The 17621-nt window shown below is 61.1% G+C and carries 18 protein-coding genes; 11 read left to right on the top strand and 7 right to left on the bottom strand.

The genetic code is table 11. The features are described 5' to 3' along the window. The first annotated feature begins 51 nt into the window (after window positions 1–51). From OLZ32_RS20060 to OLZ32_RS20050, 3 genes are all read left to right on the top strand, one after another. On the top strand, window positions 52–444 hold the full coding sequence (locus OLZ32_RS20060) for a hypothetical protein (RefSeq protein ID WP_003546502.1): 393 nt from the start codon (window positions 52–54) through the stop codon (window positions 442–444). 97 nt (window positions 445–541) lie between these two features. Further along, a complete protein-coding gene (locus OLZ32_RS20055; RefSeq protein WP_003546504.1) occupies window positions 542–997 on the top strand; it encodes an NUDIX hydrolase in 456 nt (151 codons plus the stop codon). 130 nt (window positions 998–1127) lie between these two features. After that, window positions 1128–1415, top strand: a complete 288-nt coding sequence (locus tag OLZ32_RS20050) for a hypothetical protein (RefSeq protein ID WP_264422255.1) — start codon at window positions 1128–1130, stop codon at window positions 1413–1415. 33 nt (window positions 1416–1448) lie between these two features. Here the strand turns inward: OLZ32_RS20050 and zwf are convergent, their stop codons facing one another. The 3 genes from zwf to OLZ32_RS20035 form a co-directional block, all read right to left on the bottom strand. Continuing rightward, window positions 1449–2957 carry a glucose-6-phosphate dehydrogenase gene (gene zwf / locus OLZ32_RS20045; RefSeq protein WP_264422253.1) on the bottom strand — a complete coding sequence of 503 codons (1509 nt, stop codon included), beginning with the start codon at window positions 2955–2957 and terminating at the stop codon, window positions 1449–1451. Window positions 2958–3092: 135 nt separating this feature from the next. Then, window positions 3093–3863: a trans-aconitate 2-methyltransferase gene (gene tam / locus OLZ32_RS20040; protein ID WP_264422251.1), complete on the bottom strand. Its 771-nt coding sequence runs from the start codon at window positions 3861–3863 to the stop codon at window positions 3093–3095. A 113-nt stretch (window positions 3864–3976) separates the two neighbouring features. Beyond that, window positions 3977–5251 (bottom strand): hemolysin family protein, encoded by a 1275-nt coding sequence (locus OLZ32_RS20035; RefSeq protein ID WP_264422249.1) that lies wholly within the window; start codon window positions 5249–5251, stop codon window positions 3977–3979. Between the two features lie 652 nt (window positions 5252–5903). Between OLZ32_RS20035 and OLZ32_RS20030 the strand changes: the two genes are divergently transcribed. The 5 genes from OLZ32_RS20030 to OLZ32_RS20010 all read left to right on the top strand — a co-directional run bounded on the left by OLZ32_RS20030 (window position 5904) and on the right by OLZ32_RS20010 (window position 10647). After that, window positions 5904–8285: a methyl-accepting chemotaxis protein gene (locus tag OLZ32_RS20030; protein WP_264422247.1), complete on the top strand. Its 2382-nt coding sequence runs from the start codon at window positions 5904–5906 to the stop codon at window positions 8283–8285. Between the two features lie 157 nt (window positions 8286–8442). Then, a complete protein-coding gene (locus OLZ32_RS20025) occupies window positions 8443–8994 on the top strand; it encodes a P-loop NTPase family protein (protein WP_264422245.1) in 552 nt (183 codons plus the stop codon). Further along, on the top strand, window positions 8981–9451 hold the full coding sequence (locus OLZ32_RS20020; RefSeq protein WP_264397385.1) for a GNAT family N-acetyltransferase: 471 nt from the start codon (window positions 8981–8983) through the stop codon (window positions 9449–9451). The genes OLZ32_RS20025 and OLZ32_RS20020 overlap by 14 nt, the downstream gene beginning before the upstream one ends. Before the next feature lie 73 nt (window positions 9452–9524). Beyond that, window positions 9525–10019, top strand: coding sequence for an AAA family ATPase (locus OLZ32_RS20015; protein ID WP_264422241.1), 495 nt, complete (start codon window positions 9525–9527; stop codon window positions 10017–10019). A 52-nt stretch (window positions 10020–10071) separates the two neighbouring features. Next, window positions 10072–10647: a histidine phosphatase family protein gene (locus OLZ32_RS20010; protein ID WP_264422239.1), complete on the top strand. Its 576-nt coding sequence runs from the start codon at window positions 10072–10074 to the stop codon at window positions 10645–10647. A gap of 71 nt (window positions 10648–10718) precedes the next feature. Here the strand turns inward: OLZ32_RS20010 and OLZ32_RS20005 are convergent, their stop codons facing one another. Beyond that, window positions 10719–11186 carry a cupin domain-containing protein gene (locus OLZ32_RS20005; protein ID WP_264422237.1) on the bottom strand — a complete coding sequence of 156 codons (468 nt, stop codon included), beginning with the start codon at window positions 11184–11186 and terminating at the stop codon, window positions 10719–10721. A 141-nt stretch (window positions 11187–11327) separates the two neighbouring features. Next, complete coding sequence (locus tag OLZ32_RS20000; protein WP_264397400.1) at window positions 11328–11615, bottom strand: hypothetical protein; 288 nt, start codon at window positions 11613–11615, stop codon at window positions 11328–11330. 2 nt (window positions 11616–11617) lie between these two features. Between OLZ32_RS20000 and OLZ32_RS19995 the strand changes: the two genes are divergently transcribed. Next, complete coding sequence (locus OLZ32_RS19995; protein ID WP_264422235.1) at window positions 11618–12436, top strand: sugar phosphate isomerase/epimerase family protein; 819 nt, start codon at window positions 11618–11620, stop codon at window positions 12434–12436. Window positions 12437–12695: 259 nt separating this feature from the next. Here the strand turns inward: OLZ32_RS19995 and OLZ32_RS19990 are convergent, their stop codons facing one another. Then, a complete protein-coding gene (locus OLZ32_RS19990) occupies window positions 12696–13739 on the bottom strand; it encodes a zinc-dependent alcohol dehydrogenase family protein (RefSeq protein ID WP_130709847.1) in 1044 nt (347 codons plus the stop codon). Window positions 13740–13986: 247 nt separating this feature from the next. On the opposite strand from OLZ32_RS19990, the gene OLZ32_RS19985 reads away from it, so the two are divergent. Next, complete coding sequence (locus tag OLZ32_RS19985) at window positions 13987–14874, top strand: branched-chain amino acid aminotransferase (protein ID WP_003546528.1); 888 nt, start codon at window positions 13987–13989, stop codon at window positions 14872–14874. Between the two features lie 350 nt (window positions 14875–15224). Here the strand turns inward: OLZ32_RS19985 and OLZ32_RS19980 are convergent, their stop codons facing one another. Continuing rightward, the gene (locus OLZ32_RS19980; RefSeq protein WP_017990781.1) at window positions 15225–16127 is read right to left on the bottom strand and encodes a LysR family transcriptional regulator; all 903 of its coding nucleotides are present in this window, start codon (window positions 16125–16127) and stop codon (window positions 15225–15227) included. Between the two features lie 138 nt (window positions 16128–16265). Here OLZ32_RS19980 and OLZ32_RS19975 point away from each other — a divergent pair, with 138 nt between their 5' ends. Beyond that, complete coding sequence (locus OLZ32_RS19975; RefSeq protein WP_264422231.1) at window positions 16266–17507, top strand: HlyD family secretion protein; 1242 nt, start codon at window positions 16266–16268, stop codon at window positions 17505–17507. Window positions 17508–17621: the final 114 nt, after the last annotated feature.

Here is a 17621-nt window from a genome sequence, read left to right as displayed (position 1 = left end):
GTCGAATCTCGATTAACGTTGACGTTAACGTCAAAAAACAGGAGGCTGACGATGAATGAAATTGTGACCCAGATCGCCGATCGTGTGGGTATTGCGCCTGATCTGGCCGAAAAGGCGCTCGGCATGATGCTCGGCTTCCTGCAGCGCGAGGCCGCCGATGGCCCGGTTGCCAAGATGATCGAAGCGATCCCCGGCGGCGCCGATCTCGTCGCCCAGTTCAACGGCGCAGGTGCCGGCGGCGGCGGTCTGCTCGGCGGGCTGATGAGCTCGCTTGGCGGCGGCGGCATCATGGGGCTTGGCCAGCAGCTGATGGGCGAAGGCCTCGGCATGGGTGAGATCACCTCGCTTGCCAAGGAAACCATCGCGATCGCCAAGCAATATGCCGGCGAAGAGGTCGTCGACGAGGTCGTCGCTTCCGTCCCGGGCCTCAGCCAGTTCGTCTGAGACGAGAAATCGGCAGGAGCCTCGCTTTGTTGCGGGGCTCCCTGTTTTCGCAACACCGGGGTGAAAAGCAAGCGCTGTCCCTATGGAAGGAGAGCTCGTGACCGTCTGGCGCCCATCGCAGCAGATCAGGGTGAAGGTGATCGGCCTCGCCTGGCGGAAAGACCAGCTGCTCGCCGCCGAAGTGGAGGATGACAGCGGCCGCATCAAGGGCGTTCGCCCGCTCGGCGGCGCGATCGAATTCGGCGAGAGCCGTGAAGAAGCCTTGCACCGCGAATTCAGAGAGGAACTCGAGACGGCGATCCGCATCGTCGGCCCGTGGCATCTGCTTGAAAACATCTTCGAACATCATGGCGCGACCGGTCACGAATATATCTTTGCTGCCGATATCGAACTGGCCGATGCATCGCTCTACGGGCGCGACGAGATCCGCTATTCCGAGCTCGATGAGACGGCTGCGACGGCGCGCTGGTTCGGCCGCGACAGGCTGCAGGACGCCGGCATCGATCTCTATCCGACAGGTCTCGACAGACTGCTGTCGCGCTGGCGCGATTGAGCCGGAATAACACCATTTCGACGCCATCCAGTCCGATCGCCAGACTCTGATCGTCTGCGCTCGCTCGGTGGGAACAATGAGGTTATAATGCTGTTTCTGCCGCATCGCCGAAACCAGAAGGAACAGCATCATGCGTATGTTTCTTGCAGCAGCCTCGATCATTCTCTTCGGATTCGCCGCGCCGGCCTTCTCCCAGGCGCTTGCTGATATGGACTATAGCGGCCGCTTCGGCGGTATGCCGCCCGGCACGGTGCCGGGGGCGGAATCCAGCAGCGGACTCGTGATTCCGTTCGATTCTGTCGAAACCGGTGATATCAACGTCGTCATTCCGCCGGATCGACCCACGTGCCCGCGGCCCGGGACGCGTCAATACCGCGCGGCCGAGCGCGACGGTACGCTAGGCGACGCCTGCCGCTGACGGGGGTAGTCCGGGATTGGAAGGCAGAACCGTCTATTTGCCGTTTCTGTGCAACAAAACGCCGAGCTCATGCCACTGCCGCCTGTCGCGCTGGATCAGTTCGTCGGCGCAGGCCGGTCCCATGCTGCCCGGCGCGTAAGCGTCGGGCACGCTCTGATCCCTAGCCCAGATATCGAGGAAGGGTTGCACCGCCGCCCATCCGGCCTCGATCCCGTCGGCGCGCTGGAACAGCGTCTGGTCGCCGATGAAGAGATCATAGAGCAGTGATTCATAGCCGGTCGTCTTGGCGATATCGAATTTGTCGGCATAGCGGAAATCGAGCGAGACCGGCACGGTATCGACCGAAAGCCCCGGCGATTTGATCGAGATTTCCATGCTCATGCCCTCGTCGGGCTGCACCTGGATCACCAGCCGGTTCGGCGGCAGGCGACTATTGACCTCCGTCTCGCGAAACTGCGCGAAGGGCACCGGCTGGAAGGTGATGACGATCTCGGTGTCGCGCGCCGTCAGCGCCTTGCCGGTCCTGAGATAGAAGGGCACACCGGCCCAGCGCCAGGTATCGGCATAGAGTTTCAGCGCCACGAAGGTCTCAGTCCTGCTGTCGGGCGAGATGTCCTTGGTATCGCGATAGGCCGGAAGCTCAGCACCATTGAGCGGGCCTGCACCATAGGCGCCGCGCACGCCATGCGTCTTGGCCTCATCAGCCGTATAGATGCGCAGCGCCTTCAGCACCTTGCTCTTTTCGTTGCGGATTGCCTCGGCATCGAAGCTGTTCGGCGGTTCCATGGCGATCATCGCCAGCAGCTGGAAGAGATGGTTCGGCACCATGTCGCGTAGCGCGCCGGTAGCATCGTAGAATTTGCCGCGGCTGCCGACATCGACGATTTCGGCAGCGGTGATCTGCACATGGTCGATGTAGCGGCTGTTCCACAAAGATTCGATCATCATGTTGGCGAAACGCGCCGTCATCAGGTTCTGCACCGTCTCCTTGCCGAGGAAATGGTCGAGCCGGTAAACTTGGCTTTCCTCGACCTGGGCGAGGATCTGTGCATTGAGCGCCTGCGCCGAGGCGAGATCGGTGCCGAACGGCTTTTCGATGGCGACACGGCGGAAGACGCCGTCGCTTTCATCGGTCAGCCCATGGGCGGCGAGTTTCTCGACGATCGTCCCGAAGAAGGATGGCGGCACCGCGAGATAGAAGGCGGCATTGGCATGCGGCCCCAGCCGCTTGCCGATCTCGACGAAAATATCATCCTTGGTGAAATCTCCGGACGTATAGGAAATGCGCTGGCGCAGGCTTTCCCAGGCTTCGTCCTTCACCGTCGGCGCTTCACCGCTTAGATGATTGAGGAATTGGTCGAGCCGCCCGCGCAGGAATTCGTCGTCACCCGGCTCGATGCCGATGCCGAGAATCTGGAGATCCTCGCCGACCAGGCGGCTGCGCGTCAGATTGATGATCGCCGGCACCAGCAGGCGGCGCGTCAGGTCTCCCGTGGCGCCGAAGATGACGAGGGTGACCGGCGGGGTAGGGGCAGCGTCCATGTGTCATCTCCTTGGATTTTCCGGTCGACTATACTGCGCGCCGGCCTCGCCGCAACATATGAAGGCGAGGGATAACAAGCATTTGACACTATGCGGAGCGGCTGACCTCGCGTCACCTTGGTCGGGCGCGGCCGATCACCCTTTCACCGCCACCATGAAGATCCTCGGAAACCTGAGCAGCACTCGTCCGTCCGACATCTTCGGATAGGCCTTTTCCAACCGCTCCAGGTAATCGGCCAGGAATGCCTCGCGATGCTCTTCGCCGGCATGGGCGAGATAGGGCATCAGTCCGGTTCCCTTCACCCATTCGACGATCGCTGCAGCATCCGCCATCGGGTGATTGTAGATGGTGTGCCAGATATCGACACGCGCGGCTTTGGCGATCAGCCGGCTGTAATAGGTGGACGGCGGCGGCAGCGGCTTGCGGCGCACGCTCTTCGCCTCGAAGGCGGATTTCCACGGGCCGGCATGGGCGGTCTCCTCCATCGTCAGATGCGAGGGTTCGCCGAGATTGTCGGGCATCTGCACGGCCAGCACGCCGCCTTCGGAAAGCCCGTCCATCAGCCGGTCGAAGATATCGAGATGATCGGGCAGCCATTGGAAGACGGCATTGGCAAACAAAAGGTCGGCGGGTTCGTCCGGCTGCCAGATGCCGAGATCGGCCTCGACGAAGGCAGTGCCAGGAAGCCGCTTGCGGGCCGCCTCCAGCATGTTCATGTCGCTGTCGACGCCGGAGACGCCGTCCGCCCCATAGCGCTCGATGATCAGCTCGGTCGAGTTGCCCGGGCCGCAGCCGAGATCGACGGCATGACGGATGTTTTGCAGCGGCACCTGTGCCAACAGGTCGCGCGCCGGTCGCGTGCGCTCATCTTCGAATTTCACATATTGATTGGCGGACCATGCCATGGCGTTCACTCCTGCTGTCAGGCCACATCGTCCATGTGGTGGATGCGGATCTTATCGATGTTGCGGCCGTCGAGATTGACGACTTCACAGGCGAAGTCGCCGGCGACGAAGCTTCACTCAGCCGACACAAGTATTTTGTCCACGCGCCTCCCGTCGAGATCGACGACTTCGAAGCGCCATCCATCTCTCGTGAAGCTCTCGCCCAATTCCGGCAGATGTTTCAACTCTTCCAACACCAGGCCAGCGACAGTCTGATATTCCAAATCGCCATCGAGTCTGAGATTTAAGAATTCAGCGAACTCGTCGATCGGCGTCCAGCCCGACACGAGATAAGACCCGTCGTCTCGACGAACGATGGCCTGTTCATCGACCGGCCCCTCCTGGAGAGCCCCCATGATTGCTTCCAAAATGTCACCTGACGAGACAACCCCCTCGAAGTGGCCGTACTCGTCGAAAACCAGCACCATGTGAACGGGCGATTTCCTGATTGCTTCAATAACATTGATGGCAGTTGAAAGGTCTGAAACCACCGGCACGTCTTGCGTCAGAGCCTTGATGTCGACAGTGCCGTGTTCGGACATCGAGTCGTAGAAGTCCTTGACCGGAAGGATGCCGATCACCTCGTCCGAACTGCCTTTTCGAACCGGCAACCGCGACCGCTTCGTCCTGTGCAACTGGGTCCGAATTTCATCAAGACTGTCGTCGATATCAATAATTTCGACGTCCCGTCGGGGCGTCATAAGCGCTCGGGCAGTGCGGTCCGCAAGCCGCATGACACCTGTTATCATCGCGGACTCTTCGCTTTCGATCACTCCAGCCGACTGCGCCTCGGCCAGAACAGTTTTGATCTCTGCGTCAGAGACATTGTCGCCACCTTTTCCTGCCTGGCCCAAGAGCTTCAGTACAAGGTTTCCGGAGGCGTTGAGAAGCCACACGAGTGGCAGCGCGATTTTCGAAAGGACCGCCATAGCGGGTGCGACCTTGGCCGCAACCGCTTCGGGTTCCCGTAATGCGATCTGCTTGGGAACAAGTTCGCCGATGATCAGCGAAAGATAGGTGATTGCCACAACGACTGAACCTACGCCAATGGCATCAGCGGCCGTCGATGACATCCCTTGGGCTTCTAGCCATCCGCTCACGCGGCCGCCGAGCGTGGCCCCCGAGAAAGCGCCGGATAGCACGCCGACCAGCGTGATGCCGATCTGCACCGTAGAGAGGAAACGACCGGGGTTTTCGGCAAGTTTGATCGCTTGAGCTGCCCCCTTGCTTCCATTGTCGGAGAGAACCTTCAGGCGGGCTGTTCGAGAAGACACAACGGCCAGCTCAGACATGGCGAGCACACCATTCAGGATGGTGAGAAACGCCACAATTCCAATTTCCAGAAACACAGGGACCCTATTCGTTGAGGTTGTAATGCCGCATTCGTCAGGCGAAGCGGCGAGGCATTCGAAGGGACGCTCTTATACGCATATACGCATCGCCTGTCGTCTTTCCATAATCGTTTTGACATCAGTTCAGGTTCGATCAGACCGCTCCTCTGAAATGAGCCGCGGCCGCCCGTCATCGACAATGGTCTGGGAAGCGGCCCTCTCTGCGGGAGCCTTGATATGCCTGAGGCGAGGCGGAGGTCATCGCACCGTCTACAATGGTCGCCTGCTTCCTCGGCCGGGAGATCCCGGTTGGAAGGGACGGAGCTTGTACTGGATGGGTCGCTGTCAGGCATGTCGCAATTTTGACGGTGAAACAGTGCCGACGCAAGAGGAGCCGGGCGAAAATCCTTATAGCGTCTTGATGTGACAGTTTCGCCAACGGCAGCCGCACCGCATCTGCGGCTCTAAAAGAGGCGCGGCAGTCTGCCTTCTCATAAGGAAAGCTGGCGCAATACACTGTAAATTAACAGCCGCTCCGTATTTTTTCTAAATTGCGAACGATTTCCGCAACGTGCTGCCACGTCCTGAAATCAGTTCTCGGTCAGGGGAAGCCGGGACGGAATAGATCGGTGCGCGATCGACGACCTGCCCGCTTGAGGAGGTTAAGCGCATGCAGTTCAAATCGGCTACCGGACGCAACATTTTTTCCGTGGCGGCCTGCGGTGTCATCGCGACGATCGCGGCATCGGGCGTTCTTTTTTACATCGCCTACAACGATATGCGCAAATCGAGCCTCGACGAGATGCTGCAGATCGCTGCTGCCAATGCGCTCAACGTCGAGAAATCCATGAGCGTGGCGCTCGGTATCGTCAATGCGTTGGAAACGTCGCTGTCGACGATGAAGGACGGCGGAAACGCCAATCGTGCTGCCGCCGACGACCTGCTGAAGAACATGCTGCAGGATAATCCGATGGCGCTCGGTGTTTGGACCGGCTGGGAACCGAATGCCTTTGACGGCAAGGACAAGGATTTCGTCGGCAAGGAAGGCCACGACACGACCGGCCGCTACGTGCCTTACTGGGTCCGCAGTGGCGACAAGATCCAGCACACGCCGCTGGTCGACTATGCCGTATCGGGCGCCGGCGATTACTACCAACTGCCCTTTACCCAGAAAAAGGCCGTGGTCATCGAACCTTATGTTTACGCGGTCGACGGCAAGGACGTGCTGATGACCTCGGTCGCCAAGCCGATCATGGTCGACGGCAAGGCGCTGGGCGTCGCCGGCATGGATATTTCGCTCGACGACGCCAACAAGGCGATCTCGGCAGTCCACCCGATGGAGACCGGCTATCTCAGCCTGGTGACGGGCGCCGGCAGCATCATCAGCCATCCCTCCGCCGAGCTTGCAGGCAAGAATATCAAGGACGGCGGTGATTTGACCGCCGGCTGGAATCAGCTGATCGCCAGGCCCGGCGTCGCGCAGGAGATCGCAGGCCGGGACGGCCAGACCTATTTCTCGGTCGCCTATCCGGTAAAGCTCACGACTGACCTGAACTGGTACGCCGTCGTCTCGGTGCCCAAATCCACCGTCTTTGCCCAGCTCGACAACATGGCCTGGAGCGCCGTTGCGATCACCGCCATCGCGGCACTGCTGCTCGGTCTTTCGGGCTGGCTCATCGCCCGCAAATTCATCCGCCGCATAGAGGGCGTGATCGCCGAGACCGATCGCATCGCCCATGGCCAGCTCGACGTGCAATTGAGCGACAAGAATGCAAAGGACGAAATCGGCGACCTCTCACGCTCCCTCGCCATCCTGCTGGAAAGCAATCGCCAGAAGCTCAAGCTTGAAGCCGATGCGGAAACCTCCCGGGCTCGCGAAGAGATCGAGCGGCAGGAACGTTCCGTCCATCATGCCGCCCGTGAGGATTCGATCAAGTTCGCGGTCAGCGAACTCGGCAACGGACTGGCGAGCCTTTCCAATGGAGACATGACCATCCGGCTGGAAAAGCCGTTTGCCGACTCGCTGGACGAAATCCGCGTCGATTTCAATGCGTCTGTCGAAAAGCTCCAGGCAGCCCTGATTTCCTTCTCCGAAAACGCTGCCGTCATCCAGGCGGGTTCTGAAGAAATCCGCTCCGGCGCCGACGATCTCGCTCGCCGCACCGAACAGCAGGCCGCTTCCGTCGAGGAAACCGCCGCCGCACTCGAGCAGATCACCACCTCTGTCAAGGACTCCACCCTTCGCGCCGAAGAAGCGGGTGCGCTCGTCAGCCGCACCAAGGATGGTGCGGAAAAGTCCGGAGAGGTGGTGCGCAATGCCGTCGACGCCATGACCGGCATCGAGCAATCCTCGCAGTCGATCTCCAACATCATCGGCGTGATCGACGATATTGCCTTCCAGACCAACCTGCTGGCCCTCAATGCGGGCGTTGAGGCAGCACGTGCAGGGGAGGCCGGCAAGGGCTTCGCCGTCGTCGCACAGGAAGTGCGTGAACTGGCGCAGCGCTCGGCGACGGCCGCCAAGGAGATCAAGGCGCTGATCACCTCGTCCGGCGACCAGGTCAAGCGTGGCGTCGATCTCGTAGGTCAGACCGGCAAGGCGCTGCAGGCGATCGTCGCCGAAGTCCAGCAGATCAACAGCAATGTCCAGGCTGTCGTCCAGGCCGCCCGCGAACAGTCGACGGGTCTCCTGGAGATCAACACGGCAGTCAACCAGATGGATCAGTCGACCCAGAAGAACGCCGCAATGGTCGAGGAATCGAATGCCGCCTCGCACACGCTGGTGACGGAGGTGTCTGCCCTTTCGGAGCGTCTGGCACAGTTCAATCTCGGCCAGATGGCAAAGGCGGCTCCTGCCGCCCGGACAGCTGCCAGGCCGTTGGCACGCCCGGTCGCGGCGACGTTTGCGGCACGCAGACCGGTCCCCGCTTCGGCCACCGATCATGCCAGGCCCGCTCCGTCGCCGGCCCGCGCACTCGGCGGCAAGCTCGCAGCCGCCTTCGGCACCTCAGCCGCACCGGCTTCGACCGAGGGCAATTGGGAAGAGTTCTAGACACTCCACACGCGTCCTCGACGGCGGCAGACATTGTTTTCCTCCAGCGGACAGAGCTGCAAGGATAGGACGCGCTCAATTTTGATTTGAAAGCATTCAATATCTCGCGCTAAGGTCACACAAAGCCAGCATCAGCGCAAAGTCCTCGGAGTTGCCGATGACGTTTCCCGATCCGTCAGTCGCCTTTGACCGCATGCTCGTCATGGGCAATGGAGGCGCAGGTAAAACATGGCTTGCCCGTCGTATCGGTGAACAGCTTCACCATCCGGTGGTCCACCTTGATGATATGCATTGGGAGCCGGGGCGCTACGGCATCGCTCGCGACAGGGCGTTGAGGGATGAGATGGTCAAGACAGCGGCCGAACGCGATGTCTGGGTCATGGAGGGCGTTTACGGGCAGCTGGCGAACATGGTCCTCAGCCGCACGACGATCCTGATCTGGATTGATCTGCCGGAGGAGGAATGCATCGCCAACATCAAGGAGCGAGGCATCCAGGGCGGCGAGTCCCAAACCCAGTTCGATGGCCTGTTGAACTGGGTGGCCGAATACAGAAGTAGAACGAACAACTGGAATTCCTTCGAGACGCACGCGCGATTGTTCTCGGTCTTTTCCCGTCCGAAATTCCTGTTATCGAGCCGTGAGGCCGTCACCGATTTTACCGGCCGGTTGTCCACGAGCATCGACGAGGCCATCGATGAACGAGCCTAGATTTCCGAATGACGAGGGCGAAGACGTCTGGATGGTCGTCCAAGTGTCTGCGGATGAAGACTGGAACGCCTACCACGACATCCGCCGCGCTGTCCTTTTCGAGGCCCGCGGGTTGATTGGCTATGATGCGAACCATCCCGATGATCGAAGGGATGGGCATTTCCCTTTGCTGCTTTTGCTCGAAAATACTCCAGTGGGTGCGGCTCGCCTCGATCTGATGGACGATGCTGCGGCGTGTGTGCGAACCGTCGCGATCAGGGCGGAATGCCAGGGAAAAGGGTACGGGCGGATGCTCACGACCGGCCTCGAAAAATTCGCATCACAACACGGGGTCGAGAGATTGGTGGTGAATGCGGCGCGAGACGCCGTGGGATTCTACGGCGCGCTCGGGTGGAGCGTCGTTGAAGCCGGTGGTGAAAACCCGGTGCTGACTAAGGAATTGCGAACCGGGCCTTAATGGTGAAGTATTGCGCTGACCGCGAGCTGCTCTGACGTTCTCGTGGAGCCTCTCCAAAAACGACGAGGTGACGATGCTCATTATCTTTGGCGGTCTGCCTGGCAGTGGAAAGACGACGATTGCCCGCGCTTTGGCTGAGCGGTTGAATGCGGTCCATGTGCGCGTCGATACCATCGAGCAGGCAATCCGCGCTTCCGGAATTGCCGATGACGCCGGGCCTGCAGGCTATATCGCGGCTTACGGTATCGCCGGAGACAATCTGACCCTCGGCAGAACCGTGATCGCCGACTCCGTCAACCCGCTCCGGATAACCCGATCAGCGTGGCTTTCGGTCGCCCAAGCGGCTGGGGTGGTGGCGGAGGAGGTCGAGATCATTTGCTCGGATAAAGCCGAGCACCGCAAGCGTGCTGAAACGCGCCTCACCGACGTCGAAGGTCTGGTAAAGCCGACATGGCAAGAGATTTCCGAAAGAACCTATGACGAATGGCACGATGCAATCGTCATCGATACGGCTTCGAAAACGGTCGAAGCGGCTGTAGATGAACTGATCGATCGACTTGGCGACTGAGAAGGTAATTACACCAACCTGCGGCCAATCAATGACGAACCGGTATCGGAAGATGGAATCTCGGATCGTTCTCGTTCGTCACAGTATTCCTTCCATTGAAGGGAATACGCCGTCTATCGACTGGAGCCTCAGTGCGGCTGGACAGGCAGCCGCGATCGAGTTGGCAAAATACCTCTCTGGCTTCCGCGTAAAGGAAGTACTCAGCAGTCCTGAAAAGAAAGCGCATCAAACCGCTGCCTTGATTGCTGATCGTCTGGCTCTTCCCGTTTGTCTTGATTCTGACTTGCGGGAACACGGCCGATCCAAGGTAGGATATATTGTGCGAACTGATTTTGAAGCAGGTATCACCGGACTGTTGCAGCATCCTCACCAGCTCACATTTGGTGACGAAAGCGCAGATGAGGTTTTCAATAGATTGGACCAAGCCGTGGCCCGAGCGAGAAGAGCCCAACCGAGCGGCGATCTAATGATCGTAACACATGGCACTGCCATGTCGATCTACGCTGCTCGGGTTCTCAGGGTCGATCCGCTGGCGTTCTGGCGAAGTCTTTCCATGCCGACTGCCGTTGTCCTGAACGGGAACGAAATGAAGGTTATCGATGTACCGGACACTCCGGCGGGCCGATGACCGATTAGGCAACCTCCCAAACATAGCCGGTGTCGTTGACGCCCGCTTCCGTCCCCGGTGCTTACGCTCCGCTAAGCCGCGAGGATGGTAATCCCATAGGTATTGGCGGCCGCCGTCATGCGGGCGATGGTGTCCGCCGAAGGGCTGGTCTTCGGGGGCTCGGTAGCGCCTTCGGCTTCGATGAATTCAGCCATGTCCCGATCGACGACCGCGGAAAAGACCACGGGGACGGTTCCGCGGTTGGAATAGCCGTGCACCATGAAGGGCGGGATGGTGACGATGTCGCCGGCGCTGGCCTCGATCTCTTCGGGGCCGCTGTCGCTCAGGCGCCAGATCGTCAGCTTTCCCTCGATGATGCGGAACACTTCAGGGCTCGCATGCGCATGTTTCGGCGTCCGGCTGCCTGATGGCACGGTGACGTCGAAGAGATTGAGCCAGGTTCCGCTGATTCTAAGCCGCCGCTCGACCCGGTCACCGAGGACGAAAAACCGCTTCGCCTCGTCGCTCGCATGCATTTTCACAAATGAGTTGGACATCATGTCTCTTTCTTTTTCTTACAGGGCTTCTTCTTATGGGCTTTTTCTTGCGGGCGCAGCCGTTAGACCTTTGCGCCGCCTTTGACAACCCGCCCTGTTGTCGGGGGTAACATCGCCGAACGCGCTTCAAAGAAGCGCGCTATATCAGGCGAAGCGCTGAATAGCCGGCTCCGTTGCCAGGGGTTCAGCGCCGCTCGCGCGCCACTGCGTCACGAGACTGTCGGGGCCGATATCGGTACTTCGGGGCGTTTCCGCAAGGTCCGCCAATGCCGCATCAGCTATGCGGAAATGACTGAGGCCGGAGAGTTCGAAAGGCTCGGCGCCTGTAATACCGCCGACACAGAAGGGGCGCATAGAACGCGGCGGCCGTTCTTGGCCTTCCCTGGGGCCGTCCTTCCACGCCGTCCCGGCATTCACATTGATGGAGCGCATCCATGTCCTCTCTTCCCGTCGTCGGCGCCGCCATGACGCTCGATGAAGTCGAACTTCACCGTGATTGGCTCTTCGAAAAATCCCCCGATCTCGAATTGCAGAGCTTCATCGATGCCGAGGTTTTGAACGGCGACTGGGCGCCGCTTGCCGCCCGCGCCAGGCGGCTTCTCGACGGTCATGGCGGCCGCCTCGGCATTCACGGCCCGTTCTGGGGCTTCACCATCGCCTCGGAAGATCCGGATATCCGTGCCATCGTCACCCGGCGCCTGCTGCAGGGCCTGGATGTCTGCGCCGCCATCGGCGCGACCCATATGGTCATCCACAGCCCTTATACGTCCTGGTCCTACAACAATCTCGACGACAATGCCGGCGCCCGCGAAGCCTTGGCCGAGCGCACGCACATGACCCTGCGTGACGCCGTCAGGCACGCCGAGGATATCGGCTGCACGATGGTCATCGAGAACATCGAGGACAAGGATCCGCATATTCGCGTGGCGCTTGCCGAGAGCTTCAACTCGCCTGCCGTCGCCGTCTCGATCGACACCGGCCACGCCCATTATGCTCACGGCTATACCGGTGCGCCGCCGGTCGATTACTACGTCAAGGCCGCCGGCAATCGCCTGCAGCATGTTCACCTGCAGGATGCCGACGGATATGCCGACCGCCACTGGAGCCTCGGCGAGGGCTCGATCCACTGGCATGCCGTCTTTAGGGCCCTTGCCAAGCTCGAAAGCAATCCGCGCCTCATCATCGAGATCAAGGACAAGTCGAAGATCCCGGCCTCTGCGGCCTATCTCGCCTCGATTGGCGTGGCTGAATAACGCCGTTGTTTGTCCTCTGGGCATTTGGGCTGGGCTCCCTCTTCTCCCCCAGCGGGGAGAAGGTGGCCCGAAGGGTCGGATGAGGGGGCCACCCGACACTACGTCATTGATTGCCCTTCGCTTGCGCTCAGCGCATTCGCGGCTTGCCGCTCACCCCCTCAACCGCCTGCCGGCACTTTCTCCCCGCTGGGGAGAAGAGACCTGTTGCAGCGCCTTGCTCCCACCTTTACTCGCCACAGCAGGGGAGGGTGGAGTTCCCTCATGAAAACCGGGTAATCACGCTGATCCCCGTGGCCTCAGCCTTGTCGAGCGCCATCAGCGCCGGCACGGCCTCCTCGAGGCTGATGCGGCGTCCGATCAGCTTCTGCGGCGCGATCTTTCCGGCCGAAAGCATCGACAGCATGGCGTCGTATCGCCAAGCCTGCATGCCGTGGCTGCCGTAGATTTCCAGCTCGTGGCCGATCACCTGTGCCATCGGGATTTGCGGCGTCGCATGCTCGCCGAGCATCAACCCCACCTGCACATGCCGTCCGCGCCGGCGCAGGTTCTTGATCGAGTTGAAGCAGGTGACGGGATGGCCGAGCGCGTCGATCGAGACATGCGCGCCGCCCTTGGTGATCTCGCGCACCGCCTCCGCCACGTCGGCGACGCCGGATGCATTGACCGTTGCCACCGCCCCACACTCCCGCGCAAAGGCGAGTTTCTCTTCCGAAATATCGATGCCGATCGCATTCGCTCCGAGCGCGGTGGCGATCATGATCGCCGACAGGCCGACGCCGCCGCAGCCATGCACGGCGATCCATTCGCCGGGGCCGGTGCGCGCCTGGTCGGCGACGGCGCGAAACGAGGTGGCGAAGCGGCAGCCGAGGCTGGCCGCCGTCGCATCGTCGATCGTATCGGGCAGGTGCACCAGGTTGGTGTCGGCATAATCGATCGCCACATATTCGGCAAACGACCCCCAATGAGTGAAGCCCGGCTGGAACTGGTTCGGGCAGACCTGCTGGTTGCCGGAATGGCATTCCCCGCAATGGCCGCAGCCGGAAACGAAGGGCACGGTCACCCGGTCGCCCACCTTGAAGCGCATCACGCCGCGGCCGGTGGCGACGATCCGCCCGGCAAGCTCATGTCCCGGCACATGCGGCAGCCGGATATCCGGATCGTGCCCCATCCAGCCGTGCCAGTCGCTGCGGCAGAGCCCGCTGGCCCCAACGGATATGACGACACCGTCCTCTGTCGGTGTCGGATCGGCAACGGTGCGGATTTCGGGCGCCTGTTCGAAGGCTTCGTAGAACATGGCTTTCATCGGCGTTTTCCTTGCTGCTTATCCGCTGTTGCGCCCATCATCGCATGCGGCAGCCAGCCATTCCAACATTCCATTCCATCATTTTTGCTGATGCACCCATCGATGAAGCTGCCATCGCTGCGCACGAATATTGCGGCCGGGCGCCATTCCCCGGCATTTTCTTGCTTCCGTGTTTCGGCTCGGGATTTGTCCTTGACCCGGCTTGCCGCGACGGTTTTTCCTTCTCCGGCTTCAGGAGGAAACCATCATGGCCGTCGATACATCACCCCGTTCAACCACCTGGACTCATGTCGACGGAGAGTGGCTCCCCGGCAATCCGCCGCTGATCGGGCCGACCTCGCATGCCATGTGGCTCGGCTCCACGGTCTTCGACGGTGCCCGCTGGTTCGACGGCATCGCGCCGGATCTCGACCTGCACTGCCAGCGCATCAACCGCTCGGCGCTCGCCATGGGCCTGAAGCCGGTGAAATCAGCCGAGGAGATTGTGGCACTTGCCTGGGAAGGCGTTGCGAAATTCGATGGCGCCACGGCGATTTATATCAAGCCGATGTATTGGGGCGAACACGGCGCGCCGGGCAGCGTCGTCGCCGTCGACGGGGAATCGACCCGCTTCGCGCTCTGCCTGTTCGAGGCGCCGATGGGCGGCCATGGCGGCACAAGCCTCACAGTCTCGCCCTATCGCCGCCCGTCGCCGGAAACGGCGATGACCGAGGCGAAGACCGGCTCGCTCTATCCAAACAGCGGCCGCATGATCGCCGAAGCGCGCAGCCGCGGTTTCGACAATGCGCTGGTGCGCGACCTGAACGGCAACGTCGTCGAGACCGCCTCGTCGAACGTCTTCATGGTCAGGGACGGCGTGGTGATGACGCCTGCCGCCAACCGAACCTTCCTTGCCGGCATCACTCGTGCCCGCGTCATCGGCCTGCTGCGCCAGGCCGGTTTCGACGTGCATGAAGCAGCGCTTTCCGTCGAGGATTTCATGCAAGCCGACGAGATCTTCACCACCGGCAACTACTCCAAAGTCGTCGGCGTCACCCGCCTCGACGACCGCAACCTGCAGGAAGGCCCGTTCACCCGCAAGGCGCTGGAACTCTACATGGACTGGGCCTTCGGCCGCAGCGAGAGTGAAGAGTGAGGGTGAGGAGCGGTTCGGCGAAGCCGAAGCAATCGATCCAGTGAATCGATTGCAGCGACGAACGCCCGGAGCGCAAGCGCAGGGCCGGGGCGCTCCCCTGGCAGAATCGAGATCTGCGTCCAACCCCCCTCTGCCCTGCCGGGCATCTCCCCCACAGGTGGGGAGATTGGCTGGGCGTGATGGCTTCCCCAAACAACTGGCCGTCATATGAATCGTAAATTTAAGGCGAGGCATCGCTTCTTGCCAATCTCCCTCCTTGTGGGGGAGATGCCCGGCAGGGCAGAGGGGGTGCCAGCCACACCCGAGGCCATCCGCAAAAAAGTGAGAACAGGCCTACCCACACGCACCCCTCACGTCATCCACTTCCGATGCTCCGCAAATCTCTCCGCCAGGAGATCGATGAACAGCCGCACCTTCGTCGGCAGATGGCTGCGGTTGGGATAGACGGCGTTGATGTTGAACTCCACCGGCCGGTAGTCCGGCATGATCTTCACCAGCCGCCCTTCGGCGATGTCGTCGAACACCACGAAACTCGGCGCCAGGAAGATGCCCCGCCCGGTCAGCGTCAGGAAGCGCAGCATCTCGGCGCTGTTGGAAACGACGTTGCCGCTGATCTTGACGCTCTCCTTATTGCCCTCGCCATCCTCGAAGCGCCATTCGTCGCCATAGGGGTAATAGGCATATTGCAGGCAATTGTGATCGGCGACCTCGGCCGGCGTCTTCGGCATCGGATGGCTCTCGAAATAGGCCGGCGAGCAGACGAGCATATGGCGCCAGGGCGTCAGCTTGCGGGCGACGAGCGATGAATCCGGCGGTGGTACGGTGCGCATCACCAGGTCGTAGCCATCCTCGATCATGTCGACCATCCGCTCGCCGACGCTGAAATCGAGTGAGATCGACGGATAGAGCTCCATAAATTCGCCGACGACGGGCAGCAGGAAACGCACGATGGCGCTGCTGGTATAGACCTTCAGCGTGCCGCGCGGCGTCGTACTGAGCGCGCCGGCCGTCCGGTCCGCCTCATCGAGTTCGGCCAGGATCTGCGACGAGCGCTCATAATAATATTTGCCGGTTTCGGTCAGGCTGACCTTGCGCGTTGTGCGGTTGAGCAGCCGCACGCCGAGCCGGTCCTCCAACGATTGCACGTGATTGCCGACCATGGTGACGGACATGTTGAGCCGGCGCGCGGCGGCGGAAAACCCGCCGCATTCCACCACGCGGCCAAACACCATGAGGCTGGTTAGTCGATCCATATTGCCCTCGGATTATCCGCTGAGAGTTGATGATCCTTCCCGATTTAAGCAGATTATCAAAATGAATGTCAGGGTGCATTTTCCTTCGTAACGAACAGGGCCTCTCGCAGAGGAGGCCAAGGGTGAAGGAGAATGATGATGGTCGAGTTGCCCCGCAAAGACGTTTTCGAAAGTGCGAGGGAGGCTGAGCAGATCCTGGCCGAGGAAGCCGCCAGGGCGCCTGCCGCCGAGGCGCCTCCCATGCCTGTCTCTGAAGCGCCGGTCGCCGAAGCGTCGGTCGCGGAAGCTCCCAAAAAGACCGGCCGCCGCATCGTCAAGCGCGCCGTCATCGCCGCCGTACTGATCGCCGGCGTCGCTTTCGCCGGCGACTTCGGCCACCACTATTGGACGGTCGGCCGCTTCATCGAATCCACCGACGATGCCTATGTGAAGGCCGATTACACCACGGTCGCCCCGAAGGTCGCCGGCTATATCAAGGCAGTGCTCGTCAACGATAATGACGCGGTCAAGGCCGGCCAGGTTCTCGCCCGTATCGACGACCGCGACTTCCAGGCCGCATTGTCGCAGGCGAAGGCCGATGTGAAGGCAGCCGAGGCCGCCATCACCAATATCGATGCCCAGATCGCCCTGCAGCAATCGGTGATCGAGCAGGCCAAGGCGACGGTCGATGCCTCGCAGGCCTCGCTCGATTTTGCCGTGTCCGATGCCGCCCGCTCGGCCCGCCTGATCACCAACGGCGCCGGCACCCAGTCTCGCGCCGAACAGACCCAGTCGGCCCGTGACCAGGCCGCTGCCGCCGTCGAGCGCGACCGGGCGGCCCTCGTCACGGCTCAAAACAAGGTGCCGGTGCTGCAGACTGAGCGTGAACAGACGGTTGCCCAGCGTGACCGCGCGGCAGCCGCCGCCCGCCAGGCAGAGCTCAACCTCTCCTATACCGATATCGTCGCCGCCGTCGACGGCACGGTCGGCGCCCGGTCGATCCGGGTCGGCCAGTATGTCACCTCGGGCACGCAGCTGATGGCGGTGGTGCCGCTGCACGCGGTCTATGTCGTCGCCAATTTCAAGGAAACGCAGCTGACCTATATCAGCCCCGGCCAGTCGGTCGAGATCAAGGTCGACAGCTTTCCCGATATCTCGATCAAGGGTCATGTCGACAGCGTTTCGCCGGCAAGCGGGCTGGAATTCTCACTGCTGCCGCCGGACAATGCCACCGGCAATTTCACCAAGATCGTCCAGCGCATCCCGGTCAAGATCGTCATCGACGACGAGGCTTTGAGCGGCCTGTTGCGCTCGGGCATGTCGGTCGAGCCCGAAATCGATACCAAGGCTGCCCAAACCTCCGCGGCAGCCAAGGAGGGATCATCCAACCCTGCTGGATGATCCTTTCCCTTTTTCCCGAATGATCCCGATCATTCCCGAATTGATCCCGATCGTTCCTGAATGATCCCGATCGTTCCCTGAATGATCACCCGGACCCCGTCACGAGAAAATTTT

The sequence above is a fragment of the Rhizobium acaciae genome, assembly GCF_025941625.1.
In the GTDB taxonomy this organism is placed as follows: Bacteria; Pseudomonadota; Alphaproteobacteria; order Rhizobiales; family Rhizobiaceae; genus Rhizobium; species Rhizobium acaciae.
The sequence above is the reverse complement of the archived record's forward strand: the minus strand, read 5'-3'. Positions and strand labels throughout refer to the sequence as shown.